Consider the following 16,668-nt stretch of genomic DNA (forward strand, 5'->3'; position numbering starts at 1 on the left):
AAAAGCGGGTATACGTTGGTTGTTAAAGATGGCTTGGAGAGATGGCAAGGCTAGTGGTCGTAGACTCTTCCTCTTTATGTCGTCTATTGTTTTGGGTATTGCCGCAGTAGTTTCTATACAGTCGTTTAGCGATAACCTCAAACACAATATAGCATTACAATCAAAGGCGTTGATGGGTGCCGATTTTATTATAGATAGTAGGCAACCGGCAAACGAAAGGGTACAAGAAATAATTGATTCGTTGGGTGGGGCCGATGGTATGGAGGTCAATTTTGCTTCAATGGTCGCTTTTCCTAAGAGTGGTGCTACTAAGTTGGTACGGGTTCGCGGTATCGAAGGAGGCTTCCCTTTTTATGGGGAATTGGAAACGGAACCTTTATCCGCCGCAAAAGAGTATCAAGATAAAGCGGGTGCTCTGGTTGATGCCACCGTGATGTTGCAGTTCGATCTTCAGATCGGTGATTCAATAAAAGTAGGTACTATAACATTGCCGATTTTGGGTGCTTTAGAATCGGCACCGGGTGATAATGTCATTTCAAGTTCTGTAGCTCCTTCTGTTTTGATACCTTATCGACTGATTGAAGAAACAGGTCTTTTGCAAAAAGGAAGTCGCCTTGAGTACAACTATTATTTTGTGGCCGATGCCACAACAGACCTGAATCTATTGGATAGAACAATAGATCCCATTCTTGATGCGGAAAATGCCGATTTGGACACCCATACTTCGACTAGCCGACGTTTGGGGCGTAGGTACGAGAACGTAGGAAAATTTTTGAATTTAGTGGCATTTATTGCTTTGTTGCTGGGATGCGTCGGTATTGCTAGTTCGGTTCATATTTATATCAAAGAGAAATTAAGATCAGTAGCCGTACTCAAATGTCTCGGTGCTACCAGAAAGCAGACGTTCTTGGTTTATTTATTGCAGATTGCAGGAATGGGACTTATCGGTGGCGTTATAGGAACGGTTACCGGTTTATTGCTACAACAGGTCTTCCCATTATTTCTACAGTCGTTTTTACCGTTTGAAGTACAATTGTCATTTACAGTTCAACCCATAATCATGGGACTCTTATTAGGAGTCTGTATGTCGGTGTTGTTCGCTTTACTACCGCTTTTGGGTACCTGGTACGTTTCCCCTCTTCAAGTATTGCGTATTCAGGAAGGTGTTTCCCTGCGATCGCGTAAGGCAACGGTTTTGGTACTTTCGGCCATAATGCTTTTCATTTTTTCATTTTCATTTTGGTTATTGGACAATCTACGGTTTGCGCTTTCATTTGTAGCCGGTATTTTGGTCACTTTTTCTATTTTGGGGGGCATAGCGGTACTTTTTATGAAAGGGATTAAAAAGTATTTTCCGTCGTCTTGGGGCTTTTTGGCCCGTCAGAGTTTGTTGAATCTTTTTCGTCCCAATAATCAGACAATGGTATTGATATTGGCTATTGGTATGGGCGCTTTTCTAATTAGCACCTTATATTTTACCAAAGATATATTGTTGGCCAAAGCAACTTTGGAAAAACAAGGTCAAAGTCCGAACCTCATATTGCTCGATGTGCAGACCGCTCAAAAAGAACCTGTTGCCGAAAGTATTTCTCTCAAAGGCCTGTCAATATTAGATAATATACCCATTATTGCTATGCGAATGCAAAGCATCAACGGTCGGTCTGTGGACGATATCAGGTCAGATTCGACTTCGACGATTAACCAATGGATATTGAACCACGAGTTTCGAGTAACTTATAGAGACTCTTTGGTGTCCTCTGAAAGTTTAGTTGCAGGGGAATGGGTCGGTACGGCACCTGCTAATGCGCTAATACCTATCTCGGTAGCCGAGAATGTTGCAGGTGATTCGCAGGTTGTAATTGGTGATTCGCTTACCTTTAATGTTCAAGGTGTATTAATGAATACTAGGGTTGCAAGTATTCGAGCGGTGGATTGGAGTCGTATGCAACCTAATTTCTCTATTGTTTTTCCCTCTGGGATATTAGAAAATGCACCACAATTTCATGTGCTTTCCACCAATGTGCCGAATAAAACAACTTCGGCGGAACTACAGCGCGAGCTCGTAGGTAAATTTCCTAATGTGACGATAATAGATCTGCGCCAAGTGCTAGTTATTATTGAAGGTATTCTCGATAAGATTTCTTGGGTCATTAATTTTATGGCCTTCTTCAGTATTCTAACTGGTATTATTGTCTTGGTCGGTTCGGTGCGAACCAGCAAATATCAACGTATTAAAGAAAGCGTTTTATTACGAACCATCGGAGCAAAAAGTACACAAATTCTCAAAATTACCGCTTTGGAATACCTTTATTTAGGAATATTGGGGAGCGGAATGGGGGTGCTATTGTCTTTGATAGGTAGTCTGTTATTGGCTAAATTGGTTTTTGAAACTACTTTTATACCTTCTTGGATTCCCTTTGGATTGTTATTGCCCGGTATTACACTATTGGTTTTACTTATTGGTTTAGGTAATAGCCGTAGTGTTTTGAAAAGTCCTCCATTAGAAGTGCTGCGAAAAGAAGGGGACTAGGTGCTACCAACATATATCTAATTGACAACTGCCAATTTCCATTTATCAATTTGGGCAGCACATTTTTTTGGTCAAGACAGAATACCTACAAAGGAACCCCACCCATATCTTTTTCAAAATTACCGCTTTGAAAGGAAGGGTGTAGGGGCCTTTTTGGAATTCTTACCTATTGGAAATACTTGTAAAACATCGACCAAGAACAAATTTTTTCGATAGCATGAATTTGATGCTTTAAACGGTTGTCGAATCTTTTTAACACTTCATGGAAATTTTTGCAAGTCGCCTAATATAAGGGGTTTTCAGCGACATGTAGTTGATCGAGGCCTGCTTTTGAGGTTACCTTTATATAACCAGATCATAAGTAAAAACCTACATATGAAAGCAATTTCGACCCTAATAATAGTACTTCTTTTTGGAGTGATGGCTCTGGCCCAAAACACAGAAAATAATGTTGACGTGGAAACTTTTAAAATGGATTTTATTCTGGATAGTGGCATTTCTGCTATTGAGCCTAGTGTCGAAATTACGAAATCAGAACAGCATCAAGTGGCGCGCATTTACAAGTTTAAAAAATCGAGAGTAAAGAAAGCGTTGGCCTTTACAACCAAAAGAAACAGTGCCCAAATGGCCTAATTCAAATAAATATGATATCAATACTTTTAGTACCAGCAGTTTTGTTTTTAGGTTATTTCGTCGTTTCATTTTCCAAGTCGAAAAAGCAATTACGCTTTATTCCGGTACGGGCAAACAGACGTTAAAAATACTATTTGGCTATCTATATTTTAAGCTAGAAGAAGATGCTGTCAAGCTACCGAGTGAATGTCTTCACTCACTTCTTTAAAGGTTATAATATAATGTGTCCCTTTTTTTGTGTAATCTCGGTCGACCGATCCTTTCAATTGTCGGGCAAGATTGTATATCAATTTTAAACCAAGTGATTTTGTTGTAGTGGGCTCGGCAGTTTCTGGGAAACCAATTCCATCATCCCCAATTTTTAATTTGTAATTATTGCCATCGTCCAGCTCCATTTCGACATGTATAATACCTTCATTATCATCTTTTATTCCGTATTTTAAAGAATTTGTAATGACTTCATTGATTAGTAGCCCTAACGGAATGGCGGTGTCGATGTCTAATTTAATTTCTGGAATTTCTAACCTGATTTTTACATTACTATGTATGCCCTTAATCGAGCGAATTAGGTATTCTGTCAATTCTTTTACATACGATCGGTATTCAATCTTTGAAAGATCATCGCGCATATAGAGCATCTCGTGAACCATAGCCATTGAAGTTACTCTATTTTGACTACTTTTTATGAGGTTTTTGATATGATTGTCTTTGATACTCCTTGATTGTAGGTTTAGCAAACTTGAAACGGTTTGTAGATTGTTCTTCACCCGATGATGTATCTCTTTCAACAATGTTTCTTTTTCTTTAATCCGTAATTCTATTTCATTTCTGGATTTATAGAGATTGTGGTGTGCTTTAAGTAGGTTTTTTCCTAAAACATCTCCCATAAGGTACACTGAAAAAAACACGCTAAGGAAACTGAATAAATTTCTCGAAGATGCGGGAACAACGTTTTCGGTAAACGATAAATCTGTGCTAGATTCTATATAGAGTACAAAAATGATGAACATGTTGAGGTATAGGTACACTTTACCGTATAACCGCGTGGTTGCATATCCTGTCAAGATAATAAGGGCCAGCACAAATATAAAAGGACTATTTATGCCGCCGCTATAGAGTGTAATAACCGTGGCACAGGTTAGGCCTACGATAGAAGTTATGTTATAGGTGGTAATAAGGTTCTTATGTTTTGAATATAAAAGGGTATTTATGAAATTGATTATGCCATATGCAAAAAAAGCATAGGGAAGAACGCGGTCGATCCGTAAAACGTATAGGCACATAAAGCCTAGAATCATTGAAAATAAAGCAGAAAAGTAGCTGATACGTAATGTAAGTTGAACTTTGTCCTTTAATCGATAGGTGTCTTTGACAAATAAGCTCATGATTTCAGCATTTTGGTTGGTACAGCTTCAATAGTTCGTTAACCTTACTATTAGGAAAGGTAAATAAAATATTTTTCTTACAAAAAAGCCACTTACATGGCCTTGGTTAGGTTCGGAATTGGGCAGAAACGAAATAGGGTAATTAAATTCTAAGTTAATACAGACCTCTTTAACATTTTTAGATGTATTGAACGCAAAAGATTTGCTGCTTTTATTTACAATGTTTTTTGAGGTTTGGATTTATTCTTTTCAAAATGATTACATATTCTCTCTTCCGAAGATATTGCTTTCACAACATAAGAACTGTTCGAGTCATATTTGAATAACTACACATCAAGTATTATTAATATTATAAGGCAATAGTTATGTAAAGCTCCCTTGGATTAAATGAGAATTTTATGTCGCAGGTTTAAAGTGCTTGTCTTTGTCTTGAAATGAGATGCTATAGTTGGTGCCCTTTCTTGAGAAATCACGTTTTATTGAACTTTTCAATTGTCTAGCAAGGTTATGAATTAGCTTTAGCCCTAAAGAATTAGCCTTTTTGAAATCTAAAGTATCAGAAAAACCTATGCCATTGTCACTAATTTCTAGGGTGTACATACCACTATCTTCGTGTTTATCAAGAATAATATCTATTTGTCCTGTATTGTTTTTTACAAACCCATATTTAAGTGAATTAGTGACTGCTTCATTGATCAATAGGCCCAGGGGAATGGCCGTATCTATTCCCAACATGATATCTGGTATGTTTATATTTACCGAAATAGCCCCATTTTTTTTATTAGCCGATTTTATTAGATATTTTACCAATTCTTGCACATAAGGCTTAAAGTCGATTTTTGAAAGGTTATCTTTCATATAGAGCATTTCATGAATCATTGCCATTGAGAGTACACGGGTTTGGCAACTTCCCAACAGCTCTTTGACTTCTTCGTTTTTTGAATATTTAGATTGTAGGTTGAGTAGACTTGAAATGGTCTGCAAATTGTTTTTGACTCTATGGTGTACTTCTCGCAAAAGCATTTCTTTTTCAACTATTCGATTTTCAAGTTCTGATTTTGATTTGTACAATTTATGGTGGGCTTTTAACAAATCTCTGCCAAATATGTTGCCGAGTAAATACACCCCGAAAAGTACGCTTGCCAAGCTGAAAGTACTCTGGGACTTTGGTGGGATTCCATTTGAAATGAAATCTGACCCGAAGAATCCCATGCCATAAATTAAAATAATAATCAATAAAACAATATACAGATACACCCTGCCAAAGAACCGGGTAGAGACATAACCGGCTAAAACTATTATAGCGAGTATGAAAATAAAAGGGCTATTTATTCCACCCGTGTAAATTGTTATTATAAAAGTGCTTGATAGTGATAACACAGTGGTGATAAGCGCCATTATGGTTAAATTACCATGCCTTTTAAAGACTAATGAATTAAATAAATTAAAAAAGGAATAAAAGAAAAATACGTACGGAATAGGCCCGGGGATATCTAAAAAGTAAATACAGAAAAAACCGAATAAAATACTCAGAATTGATGAAACATAATTGAATTTTAAAAGTAAGCGTGTTTTATCCTCGGTCCTACTTTTATGAATATTTGTATCTCCCACCGTTCTTCTATTTGAAAATGTATGTTAAAATTTACCTGATTTTTTGCATAAAGCCTTGTTTTTTCGGTGGGGGAATCAATTTAGTCGCTGAAAAGAGGTCTTTTGCAGGTAATTAATACATATAAAAGATATGTATTATACGAACGATTTATTTAAAATCATGATATTTTTTAAGACTTTTTCTTACAATTACGTAAAAAAAATCGTTAAAACAATATTGTATTTTCTTTTAATGTGTATTGTGTACTAATATTCTTTAAAGAATATATGGGCATATGGAGGGAAATGGTCATAAAAAAAACGGCAATCGTACGATTACCGTTTCTCAACTAAGGTTCAATGTTTCTTTAAATTAATCTTCTGTCAAAACCCAGTCTCCTTTCTGTATGAGTGGTTCTGCTTGTTTATATTTTACAGTTTTGTTTTCACCTGAAATAACATTTTTAATCGTTACACGGTCATTGCGGCCTATTTTCGGTCTTTCGCGAACAATGGTTTCGGTAATTTGTGGACGTCGCCCCTGTGTTTGTCCTACAGCACGGTTTTGCGCTGCCAGCTCATCACTGTTCGGAATTTCGTCTTTTTGTGTTTGCAGGTTTTCTTTTGGCCGACGAACATTCTTTTCTTCTTGTATTTCGTTGGGGTTTCCGTTTGGCAATTCACCCTTGAATAAAAAGGATACGACTTCTTTGTTCACCTTCTCGATCATTTCCTTAAATAGCTCAAAAGCCTCGAATTTATAAATCAATAAAGGGTCTTTTTGTTCGTGTACGGCTAATTGTACAGACTGTTTTAATTCGTCCATTTTGCGTAAATGCGTTTTCCAAGCATCATCGATAATGGCCAGGGTAATGTTCTTTTCGAAATCTGTTACCAATTGTTTTCCGTCACTTTCGTAAGCATCCTTTAAATTGGTTACAACATTCAAACTTTTTATTCCATCGGTAAAAGGTACTACGATACGCTCAAATTTATTGGCGCTATCTTCGTATACCTTCTTTATAACCGGAAACGCCGTTTCAGCGTTTCGTTCCATTTTATTTTGATAATGTTCGTATGTTGCCGCATATATTTTGGTAGCAATTTCTTGCACTCCCATTTTTGAAAACTCCTCTTCGGATATAGGCGAAGTAATTGAAAAATACTTGATCAACTCGAACTCGAAGTTTTTATAGTCACTAGCACCTTTGTTTGTCTCTACGATGACCTCACAGGTGTCATATATCATATTTGCGATATCTACCTTTAGACGTTCGCCTTGTAGGGCATGGCGCCTTCTTTTATAGACCACTTCACGTTGGGCGTTCATGACATCATCATACTCCAACAACCGTTTACGTACGCCAAAGTTGTTTTCCTCTACTTTTTTCTGGGCACGTTCTATCGATTTGGTCATCATGGAATGTTGAATGACCTCGCCATCTTCCAATCCCATTTTGTCCATCATTTTTGCTACCCTTTCCGATCCGAACAACCGCATCAAATTATCTTCCAGGGAAACATAGAATTGGGAGCTTCCCGGGTCTCCCTGACGGCCTGAACGACCTCTCAGCTGTCTGTCAACCCTTCGTGAATCATGACGTTCGGTACCTACAATGGCAAGACCACCTGCTTTTTTAACTGCGTCGGTCAACTTGATATCGGTACCCCGACCTGCCATGTTCGTTGCAATTGTAACTACCCCTGGATTTCCTGCTTCGGCAACAACATCAGCTTCTTTTTTGTGCAACTTGGCATTCAATACGTTATGGGGAACCTTACGAATGGTCAACATTCGCGAAAGTAGCTCAGAAATTTCTACTGAAGTAGTACCGATCAGCACTGGTCTACCTGCTTTCGATAAATTGGTGACTTCATCAATAATGGCGTTGTATTTTTCACGTTTGGTCTTGTAGATCAAATCGTTTCTATCGTCACGTGCAATAGGCCTGTTGGTAGGAATTTCCATCACGTCCAATTTGTAAATTTCCCAGAATTCACCTGCCTCGGTAATGGCAGTACCTGTCATACCCGATAACTTTTGGTACATTCTAAAATAATTCTGAAGTGTAACAGTGGCGAAGGTCTGGGTCAAAGCCTCAATCTTTACATTTTCTTTGGCCTCAATTGCCTGATGCAATCCATCAGAGTATCTTCTACCATCCATGATACGACCAGTTTGTTCATCTACGATCATTACCTTGTTGTCCATTACTACATATTCCACATCTTTTTCAAAGAGTGTATATGCTTTCAACAATTGACTCATGGTATGAATACGCTCACTTTTTATTGAAAAATCTTTAAAAAGTTCTTCTTTAAGTTCGGCTTCTTGTTCTATTTCAAGATTTTGATTTTCAATTTTGGCAATTTCCCCTCCAATATCGGGCATGACAAAAAAGTCTTTGTCCTGTTCTCCTGATATATATTCTACACCCTTATCGGTAAGTTCAATCTGATTGTTTTTCTCATCAATAACGAACAAAAGCTCTTCATCCACCTTGGGCATTTCGCGATTGTTGTCTTGCATATAGAAGTTCTCGGTTTTTTGAAGTAATTGTTTTATACCCTCTTCACTCAAGAACTTAATAAGCGCCTTATTTTTTGGTAGGCCTCGATACACGCGTAACAATAAAAAGCCACCTTCTTTAGCGTCTCCTTCGGTAATCAACTTTTTGGCTTCAGCTAATACTCCTGTTAAATATTGCCGTTGTTTCTGAACAATATCACCTACTTTCGGCTTAAGCTCGTTAAACTCATGGCGATCTCCTTCAGGTACCGGTCCAGATATAATCAAGGGTGTTCTGGCGTCATCTACCAATACCGAATCTACCTCATCGACAATTGCGTAATGATGGGGGCGTTGAACTAGGTCTTTTGGCGTATGCGCCATATTGTCGCGTAAATAATCAAAACCGAACTCATTATTAGTACCATAGGTGATATCTGCGTTATAAGCAGCTCTTCTGCCTTCAGAATTGGGTCTGTGTTTGTCAATACAATCGACCGAAAGACCATGGAATTCAAAAATAGGGGCCATCCATGCGCTATCCCTTTTTGCCAAATAATCGTTTACGGTTACCAAATGTGCGCCATGACCAGAAATGGCATTAAGGTAAAGTGGCAAGGTAGCGACCAGAGTTTTACCTTCTCCAGTGTGCATTTCTGCGATTTTTCCTTGATGTAGGGCAATACCGCCGATCAACTGAACATCGTAGTGTACCATATCCCAAGTAACTTGTTTGCCGGCAGCATCCCAAGAGTTTTTCCAAATGGCGTTGTCACCATCCAAGGTCACATAATCTTTATTTCCGGAAAGCTGTCTGTCATACTCCGAAGCACTAACCGTAATGGTCTTATTGTTTACAAAACGCTTAGCAGTTTCTTTGACTACCGCAAAAGCTTCGGGCAGTATATCATTGAGTGTATTTTCGGTAACTGTATAAACCTCTTCTTTTAGTTTGTCAATTTCCCCATATATGTCTTCGTTCTTATCGATATCTTTCGAAGCGTTCACTTCTGCCGTAAGTTCTTCAATTTGATCGTTCAGTGATTTGCAGGCTTCCGTGATTTTTGCCCTGAATTCTGTGGTCTTGCTCCGTAGTTCGTCATGGCTTAATTTTTCCAAGCCTGCTTCGAAAGATTTTATCTGAGTTACCAATGGCTGTAATTCTTTTACATCCTTTTTCGATTTATCTCCTACGAATGCCTTTAAGACGGAATTTAAAAAACTCATACTATTCTCTTTATATTGAAAACTGGCCAATCAGTTTATCGGCCGTTTGTTCTGTTATCGGAATCAGTTTATAATCAATTTCTGATGCCATTGGTAAAGCAAAAGGCATTCCAGTTCATGATTTTAGGCCAAAAGACTCAGGGCCTCTGCCAAAATTACATAAAAAAAAAGCCTCGGAAGAGACTTTTTTGTTGCAAATTCGTTAATATTATTAATATTCATCCTCGTTCCAGAGGTAGTCTTCTTCTGTTGGATAGTCTGGCCATATCTCTTCGATGGACTCATATATTTCACCACCTTCCTCTTCCATTGATTGAAGATTTTCAACGACTTCCAAAGGCGCTCCGGTGCGGATTGAATAGTCTATCAATTCATCTTTTGTGGCAGGCCAGGGTGCATCGCTCAAATAAGATGCTAGTTCTAATGTCCAGTACATGGTAATAGTTTGATTTTAAATTTTTGCAAAAATAATTTTTAAACTTAAATAGCCAAGCTATTTTCAAAGTATTTCAACTTTTTTATGTTATTATTTTTGTTTTAATAATTTTCATAACGAAGAAATAACGAATTTATTAGAGAATACCAAATTAAACCGCTGTAAATTCGATTTTTAGTGTTCGTTACGGTTTTTATTGCTCTTTGGTGGGTATCCATTTTATTTCTTCGGCCTTTAAATCTATTGACAACTTACGTGCCAACACGAATAAATAGTCGGATAATCTATTGATAAATAACAATACATTTTCTTCGAAAGGATTTTGTTCGTAGAGATGGGTAGTCATACGTTCTGCCCTACGACATACAGTTCGGGAAATATGACAGTATGACACGATTTGATGTCCACCAGGAAGTATAAAGTGTGTCATGGGGGCAAGGGAAGCTTCCATAGTGTCTATTTCTTGTTCCAATAGCCTGATGTCATCTATCTTGATTTTAACAATATTGAGACGCTCTTTTCCGTTCTTTAATTGTGCTTTTTTGGGGTCGGTCGCCAAAATAGCCCCAACCGTAAACAGTCTGTTTTGAATGAGTTGTAGGGTCTCTTTCGTGTGTAAATCGATTTTTTGGTCGCGAATCAGACCTATCCAAGAATTTAACTCATCGATGGCGCCATAGCTTTCAATACGGATGTCGTGTTTTTTTACGCGCGTACCCCCAAATAGGGCAGTTGTGCCATCATCACCTGTCTTGGTATAAATTTTCATGAGTTCTTTGTGTTTTAAGGACTTTGGTAAGGAATTTAGACTTTGGGACTACTCAAGCCATTCATTATCGGCCATTGGTTTTTTCATCGCTATCATTTCTTCTTTGTGTATTGCGATAACCCTCCATGAATTTTCTTGATTTTCGATCTTTTGATTTTCTTCTGTTGTTCATGGATATGAAAAGATAGACCAATAAAACTCCACCTAAAACATAAAAAATTGTATAATCCATAATTATATAAATGCTGTAATTTAAAGTTACGGGTTTATATCCTAATCTTAAAATGTTCCTCCACCTGTTCGCTCCTCGGAAAAATTACCCCGCAGTAAAACATATCTAAAGTAACCTTACTAATTTCAAGTTTTTTGTAATCTTCCCAAAAAAGAATATTCTCTTTATTTTTATGTATGGCATCGACAAGAATCATAGAATTGTTGTGCGCCATGTTCGCCATAATATCGGTGTATTCCTTCAAATTGATGGCTTCTATATAGATAAGGTCATAAGTAGACCCGTTGAATTCAACTAATGGAAATAATTTTTTGACTTTTTCCTTTAAGTTTTTGTTGTTCGGTGCGATCCATATTTTTTTGCATTTGAAATAGGAAATGCTCTTGAACAATACTTTTTCGGTTTTCCTGGTCCTATACTTAGATTTTTTGTACAGGCATTTTGTAAGATAGTCATATACAAAAGGAGAGTGTACCCCATATTGATTGGTAGAGGCCCCGATAAACTTAAAATATTCGATTAATTGGTACATCGCAATGATACTAAACTAGTTGCATTGGTATTTCTGAATTTCCCCTTAAGTTCTTAGTTACTCCATGAGTGCCGAAAGTTCAAACCAACGTTCGGTTTTGGTGTCAATGGCGTCGGTGATTTCCTTTAGTCGAATAGACAGGGCATCGATATCTTCCCCTGATAATGAACTGTCGGCAAATTTGTGTTGTACTTCTCCTTTTTTGATTTCTAATTTTTTGATATCCCTTTCTAGGGTTTTGTATTCTTTTTGCTCTAAATAGGAAAGTTTAGGGGTCTTTTCTTCATTTTTCCAATCGTTTTTGACACTTTTCTGTTCGTTGGCATTTTCTTTAGCGTTTCTTTTGTCATCAAGGGCGCTGTCTTCATAAACTCGAAAATCGGAATAGTTTCCTGGAAAATCCTGTATTTCTCCCTCACCGCGGAAAACAAAGAGGTGATCGACAATCTTATCCATAAAATAACGATCGTGAGAAACCACGATAAGACATCCAGGAAAATCCAACAAGAAGTTCTCCAAGACATTTAGCGTTACAATATCAAGATCGTTGGTGGGTTCATCTAAAATTAAAAAGTTAGGATTTTGAATGAGTACCGTACATAGGTAAAGTCTTTTGCGCTCCCCTCCACTTAGTTTGTCTACAAAATCATATTGTTTTTTACGGTCGAATAAAAATCGTTCGAGGAGCTGTTGGGCCGAAATTTGTTTTCCCTTTTTCAAGGGTATATAATCACCGAACTCACGAATTACGTCTATGACCTTCTGTCCTTCTTTTATAACGATTCCTTTTTGCGTATAATAGCCAAACTTTAGGGTCTCGCCCACCACAACTTTACCTGAGTCGGGTTTGTCGGTTCCTGTCAAGATATTTAAAAAAGTAGATTTTCCTGTGCCATTTTTACCAATAATACCTATGCGTTCGCCTTTTATGAAAGTGTATTCGAATTTGTCGAGTATGGGTTTGCCAGGATAAGATTTTGATATCTTGTGCAGTTCCAGAATTTTACTGCCGAGGCGTTCCATGTTAATTTCTAGTTGTATCTCATGGTCTTTTCGGCGTTGATTGGCTTTTTCTTTGATGGCACTGAAGTCATCGATTCGCGACTTTGATTTTGTGGTCCGTGCTTTTGGTTGGCGTCGCATCCATTCCAATTCTTTTTTAAAAAGACGTTCCGATTTATGCTGTTCGACACTTTCCAATTCGATACGTGCTTCTTTCTTTTCTAGATAGTATGAATAGTTTCCTTTGTACGAATACAATGTACCATTGTCGAGTTCCAAGATTTCGTTGCAAACACGTTCTAAAAAGAAACGGTCGTGGGTAACCATAAATAACGTAAACTTCTCTTTGGCAAAATACTGCTCTAGCCATTCGATCATTTCAAGATCCAAATGGTTGGTAGGTTCATCTAAAACCAACAACTCGGGGCGATTGATCAGGGCATTGGCCAAAGCCAACCGTTTTTTTTGTCCGCCGGACAGTTTACCGACTTTAACATTGAGGTCTTCGAGTTTTAATTTGAACAGAATCTGTTTGTACTGGGTTTCAAAATCCCAAGCATCAAAACGCTCCATGGCCTCGAAGGCTTTTTGATATGCTTCAGCATCATCGGAGTTTGTCAAGGCTTTTTCGTAGCTACGTATGACCCTTAGAACTTCATTGTCAGATGCAAAAATGGTTTCTTCTATGGTCAGTTCAGGGTTCAGATCAGGTTCTTGTTCTAAAAATGAAACTCGAATACCTTTTCGAAAATTTACTTGTCCGGAATCGGCTGCATCCTTAGCCGACAGAATATTTAAAATGGATGTTTTTCCGGTCCCATTTTTAGCGATAAGAGCGATCTTTTGGTCTTTGTTGATACCAAAGGATATGTCTTGAAAAAGGACGCGTTCGCCATATGATTTGGCTATATTTTCAACAGTTACTAAATTCATTTATATGGGAATATTATTGGATGTTTTTATGCGGTTCGACAGCTGAAATAAAAATAGATATCGAACGGCAAGAAGTATAAGCAACGGAATAATCATTGGGGAAAACACCTGTATGTTTAGAAGCCAGACCAAAATGGTTGCTCCCAGAAGCACTAATAGCAACAGCAAGTATTTTGAAATCCAAACAGGTAAAGGTTTCTTGGAAATCATAAAAAAGGCAACTGCCAAATTCAATGGGAATACCCAAAAAAGGTTGAAATTGCCAACGGTTGTTGTGTGCTCGGTCAGAAACCAAAGGTGAAATAATAACAGGCCGGCCAACCCAGTGATAAAGAACAGTAAGAAATCAAACCATTTGGTTCGTCTCTTTTTTCTAAAGTCGTTATATGTTAGCGCAATGCCAAGAATTAGTATGAGGTTTAACCAAAATAGGGGCGAAGTAAAAAAGATCGAATTTTTGTTTCCCCTGACAGGTTCGAACACAACCTTTGTTTTCTCCGACAACGGTTTTCCGTTCAATGTGGCATGCGTTAGCTGCTTCATAATATAAGCTGGTAAGTACATGTGCTCTTGAGGGGTCGCTTTCTTGTCGATAACCGACCCTAGGGCCAAATCAATGCCAAAGGCTGCCCACGAATTAAATTCCAGGTTTTGATGGATCAATTCACGAAAGGTATATTGTTCTTCTATATAATTGGGGCTGAACGTTAACTTGTTGTTGAAATTTTCTTTAAGAACGTCCCATATTTTAGTAGCACAGTTGTCATAAAAGAAATCATAGCGATAGTCCCTGTTTTCGGGTAAATAATTATGCTCTAAAAACTGGAACAACTTATTTCGTTCTTCTAAAGAAAGGTTTAGCTTGTTTTCTTTCACCCATCTATCGTAATATTTGTATTCGGCTAGAAAACGTTCCATGCGTTGCCTACCCAAAGAATAGATGAGCTTACCTTGGGTGAATTCGAGATAAAACCAAGGCGGGTTAAAATCGAAAGTACCATAATTATAGACTGCATCTATACCCAGCGTTCTATCTTGTACACGAAAAGCACTGTGGCCAAAGGAGGTGTAGAGGTCATCACCAGGACCACAGGTTAAAACACTAATTTCCGATAAAGGGGAAAGTTCGATTTTCTGCGAAAAACCAAAGGTCACCAAGGTCAGAAAAAAAAGTAAAATGATGTTCTTTGATTGCATTGTAATAATGGTCAATATAATTGAGGGCAAATATCCGAATAAATAATGGACTAAATGGGTACTGAAAAATTGTCTTATTTTTACGCAAGTGATTTTTATGGACCATGACGGTCGAACACCTAACTTTTTCTAAGATGAAACAGCATATTCCCAATTTAATTACTCTGCTCAACGTTTTCTGTGGTTGTGTAGCCTCGGTTTTTGCCGTAATGAACCAACTTGAGCTGGCGGCACTTTTTGTTTTCTTGGGAATATTTTTCGATTTCTTTGATGGATTGGCAGCACGCGTTTTAAACGTACAAAGTGAATTGGGGTTGCAACTTGATTCTTTGGCCGATGTCATTACAAGCGGATTGGTGCCGGGTATTGTAATGTTTCAGTTGTTGGATATGTCGCAAAGTGGCGGTTGGAATGCCTTTGATAACGCCACCTTTGCCGAAGGGTCACAAATATCAATGCTTCCTTTTTTTGGATTTCTGATTACCATGGCCTCGGCCTATCGTCTGGCCAAATTTAATTTAGATGAAAATCAGGTATCCTCTTTTATAGGGCTTCCGACTCCCGCAAATGCGTTATTGATTTTGTCCCTTCCCTTGATTTTGTTATATCATAACAATGATGCGCTAAACTCGATTATTCTAAACCAATGGTTTTTGATCGGTATGACGTTGCTGAGTGCCTACCTGTTAAATTCGAAAATTGCACTTTTTGCCCTAAAATTTAAAAACTGGAGCTTTAAGGATAACGCCCTGCGCTATATTTTCCTTATCGTGAGCTTAGTACTTTTGGTGACCATGCAGTTTTTAGCGGTTCCGATGATTATCGGGTTTTATATTTTGGGTTCGGTGGCAGACAATTCAGCAGGCACGAAGAAGCGGGAATAAATACACGGAATAGAAAAAGTTTGAACAAAGTTTTGAACTTTAGGTATTCGTTTGGTCAAATTGACTAAAAATCCAATTTCTTTTTACGGAGTTCGAAGTTCTGCCCCAAATATACTTTTCGAACCATTTCATCGGCAGCCAAGTCTTCGGGAATACCCGATTTAAGAATTCCACCTTCGAACATCAAGTACGATCGTTCGGTTATCGCCAAGGTTTCCTGTACATTGTGATCGGTAATAAGTATACCAATATTCTTGTTCTTTAATTGGGCAACGATACGCTGAATGTCTTCGACAGCTACGGGGTCTACTCCCGCAAAAGGCTCATCCAACAAAATAAAACTAGGGTCAGTAGCCAGTGCACGGGCAATTTCAGTACGCCTGCGTTCGCCACCGGAAAGTAAATCTCCCCGGCTTTTTCGAATATGGCCCAATCCGAACTCTTCGATAAGCGACTCCATTTTCATATGCTGCTCTTTCTTACTCAATTTTGTAAGCTGCAGTACACTTAAAATATTCTTTTCAATGCTTAATTTTCGAAATACCGATGCTTCTTGCGCCAAGTACCCAATGCCATTTTGAGCTCTTTTGTACATGGGAAAATTGGTAATCTCCATATCATCTAAAAAGATTTTACCGCCATTGGGCTTGATAAGCCCAACAATCATATAAAAAGAAGTGGTTTTACCTGCCCCATTAGGGCCTAATAGACCGACAATTTCACCTTGGTTGACTTCTAGCGAAATACCCTTGACCACTTGCCTACCTCGGTAGGACTTCATAATATTTGTAGCGCTTAACTTCATT

General features: G+C 38.0%; 13 protein-coding genes. 3 read left to right on the forward strand and 10 right to left on the reverse strand.

The genetic code is table 11. From position 1 onward, the window contains the following. The first annotated feature begins 28 nt into the window (after window positions 1–28). Window positions 29–2,530 carry an FtsX-like permease family protein gene (locus AACZ88_RS08845; RefSeq protein WP_339709307.1) on the forward strand — a complete coding sequence of 834 codons (2,502 nt, stop codon included), beginning with the start codon at window positions 29–31 and terminating at the stop codon, window positions 2,528–2,530. Between the two features lie 375 nt (window positions 2,531–2,905). Further along, entirely contained in the window at window positions 2,906–3,163 is a 258-nt protein-coding gene (locus AACZ88_RS08850) for a hypothetical protein (protein WP_339709034.1), read from the forward strand. A gap of 170 nt (window positions 3,164–3,333) precedes the next feature. On the opposite strand, the gene AACZ88_RS08855 is transcribed toward AACZ88_RS08850, so the two are convergent. The 9 genes from AACZ88_RS08855 to AACZ88_RS08895 all read right to left on the reverse strand — a co-directional run bounded on the left by AACZ88_RS08855 (window position 3,334) and on the right by AACZ88_RS08895 (window position 14,978). After that, window positions 3,334–4,548, reverse strand: a complete 1,215-nt coding sequence (locus AACZ88_RS08855) for a sensor histidine kinase (protein ID WP_339709036.1) — start codon at window positions 4,546–4,548, stop codon at window positions 3,334–3,336. 396 nt (window positions 4,549–4,944) lie between these two features. Beyond that, on the reverse strand, window positions 4,945–5,946 hold the full coding sequence (locus tag AACZ88_RS08860; RefSeq protein ID WP_339709038.1) for a sensor histidine kinase: 1,002 nt from the start codon (window positions 5,944–5,946) through the stop codon (window positions 4,945–4,947). Between the two features lie 568 nt (window positions 5,947–6,514). After that, window positions 6,515–9,877: a preprotein translocase subunit SecA gene (gene secA, locus AACZ88_RS08865; RefSeq protein WP_339709039.1), complete on the reverse strand. Its 3,363-nt coding sequence runs from the start codon at window positions 9,875–9,877 to the stop codon at window positions 6,515–6,517. Between the two features lie 211 nt (window positions 9,878–10,088). Continuing rightward, window positions 10,089–10,313: a DUF2795 domain-containing protein gene (locus tag AACZ88_RS08870; RefSeq protein ID WP_013994285.1), complete on the reverse strand. Its 225-nt coding sequence runs from the start codon at window positions 10,311–10,313 to the stop codon at window positions 10,089–10,091. Between the two features lie 193 nt (window positions 10,314–10,506). Then, a complete protein-coding gene (locus AACZ88_RS08875) occupies window positions 10,507–11,082 on the reverse strand; it encodes a cob(I)yrinic acid a,c-diamide adenosyltransferase (RefSeq protein WP_339709058.1) in 576 nt (191 codons plus the stop codon). Window positions 11,083–11,146: 64 nt separating this feature from the next. After that, window positions 11,147–11,314 (reverse strand): hypothetical protein, encoded by a 168-nt coding sequence (locus tag AACZ88_RS08880; protein WP_339709060.1) that lies wholly within the window; start codon window positions 11,312–11,314, stop codon window positions 11,147–11,149. Window positions 11,315–11,348: 34 nt separating this feature from the next. After that, the gene (locus tag AACZ88_RS08885; RefSeq protein WP_339709062.1) at window positions 11,349–11,846 is read right to left on the reverse strand and encodes a hypothetical protein; all 498 of its coding nucleotides are present in this window, start codon (window positions 11,844–11,846) and stop codon (window positions 11,349–11,351) included. A 57-nt stretch (window positions 11,847–11,903) separates the two neighbouring features. After that, complete coding sequence (locus tag AACZ88_RS08890; protein WP_339709064.1) at window positions 11,904–13,781, reverse strand: ABC-F family ATP-binding cassette domain-containing protein; 1,878 nt, start codon at window positions 13,779–13,781, stop codon at window positions 11,904–11,906. Beyond that, window positions 13,782–14,978 (reverse strand): DUF4105 domain-containing protein, encoded by a 1,197-nt coding sequence (locus AACZ88_RS08895; RefSeq protein WP_339709066.1) that lies wholly within the window; start codon window positions 14,976–14,978, stop codon window positions 13,782–13,784. Window positions 14,979–15,112: 134 nt separating this feature from the next. On the opposite strand from AACZ88_RS08895, the gene AACZ88_RS08900 reads away from it, so the two are divergent. After that, window positions 15,113–15,862: a CDP-alcohol phosphatidyltransferase family protein gene (locus AACZ88_RS08900; RefSeq protein WP_339709068.1), complete on the forward strand. Its 750-nt coding sequence runs from the start codon at window positions 15,113–15,115 to the stop codon at window positions 15,860–15,862. Window positions 15,863–15,926: 64 nt separating this feature from the next. Here AACZ88_RS08900 and lptB read toward each other — a convergent pair whose 3' ends face one another. Beyond that, window positions 15,927–16,667, reverse strand: coding sequence for an LPS export ABC transporter ATP-binding protein (gene lptB, locus AACZ88_RS08905; protein WP_089892840.1), 741 nt, complete (start codon window positions 16,665–16,667; stop codon window positions 15,927–15,929). Window position 16,668 lies beyond the last annotated feature (1 nt).

This window comes from uncultured Kriegella sp. (assembly GCF_963975415.1).
Lineage (GTDB): Bacteria > Bacteroidota > Bacteroidia > Flavobacteriales > Flavobacteriaceae > Kriegella.

Excerpts from the sequence above, each read along its gene's own strand:
- AACZ88_RS08845 (WP_339709307.1), top strand. The coding sequence starts at position 29 with ATGGCTTGGAGAGATGGCAAGGCTAGTGGTCGTAGACTCTTCCTCTTT.
- AACZ88_RS08850 (WP_339709034.1), top strand. The coding sequence starts at position 2,906 with ATGAAAGCAATTTCGACCCTAATAATAGTACTTCTTTTTGGAGTGATG.
- AACZ88_RS08855 (WP_339709036.1), bottom strand. The coding sequence starts at position 4,548 with ATGAGCTTATTTGTCAAAGACACCTATCGATTAAAGGACAAAGTTCAA.
- AACZ88_RS08860 (WP_339709038.1), bottom strand. The coding sequence starts at position 5,946 with ATGGCGCTTATCACCACTGTGTTATCACTATCAAGCACTTTTATAATA.
- secA (WP_339709039.1), bottom strand. The coding sequence starts at position 9,877 with ATGAGTTTTTTAAATTCCGTCTTAAAGGCATTCGTAGGAGATAAATCG.
- AACZ88_RS08870 (WP_013994285.1), bottom strand. The coding sequence starts at position 10,313 with ATGTACTGGACATTAGAACTAGCATCTTATTTGAGCGATGCACCCTGG.
- AACZ88_RS08875 (WP_339709058.1), bottom strand. The coding sequence starts at position 11,082 with ATGAAAATTTATACCAAGACAGGTGATGATGGCACAACTGCCCTATTT.
- AACZ88_RS08880 (WP_339709060.1), bottom strand. The coding sequence starts at position 11,314 with ATGGATTATACAATTTTTTATGTTTTAGGTGGAGTTTTATTGGTCTAT.
- AACZ88_RS08885 (WP_339709062.1), bottom strand. The coding sequence starts at position 11,846 with ATGTACCAATTAATCGAATATTTTAAGTTTATCGGGGCCTCTACCAAT.
- AACZ88_RS08890 (WP_339709064.1), bottom strand. The coding sequence starts at position 13,781 with ATGAATTTAGTAACTGTTGAAAATATAGCCAAATCATATGGCGAACGC.
- AACZ88_RS08895 (WP_339709066.1), bottom strand. The coding sequence starts at position 14,978 with ATGCAATCAAAGAACATCATTTTACTTTTTTTTCTGACCTTGGTGACC.
- AACZ88_RS08900 (WP_339709068.1), top strand. The coding sequence starts at position 15,113 with ATGAAACAGCATATTCCCAATTTAATTACTCTGCTCAACGTTTTCTGT.
- lptB (WP_089892840.1), bottom strand. The coding sequence starts at position 16,667 with ATGAAGTTAAGCGCTACAAATATTATGAAGTCCTACCGAGGTAGGCAA.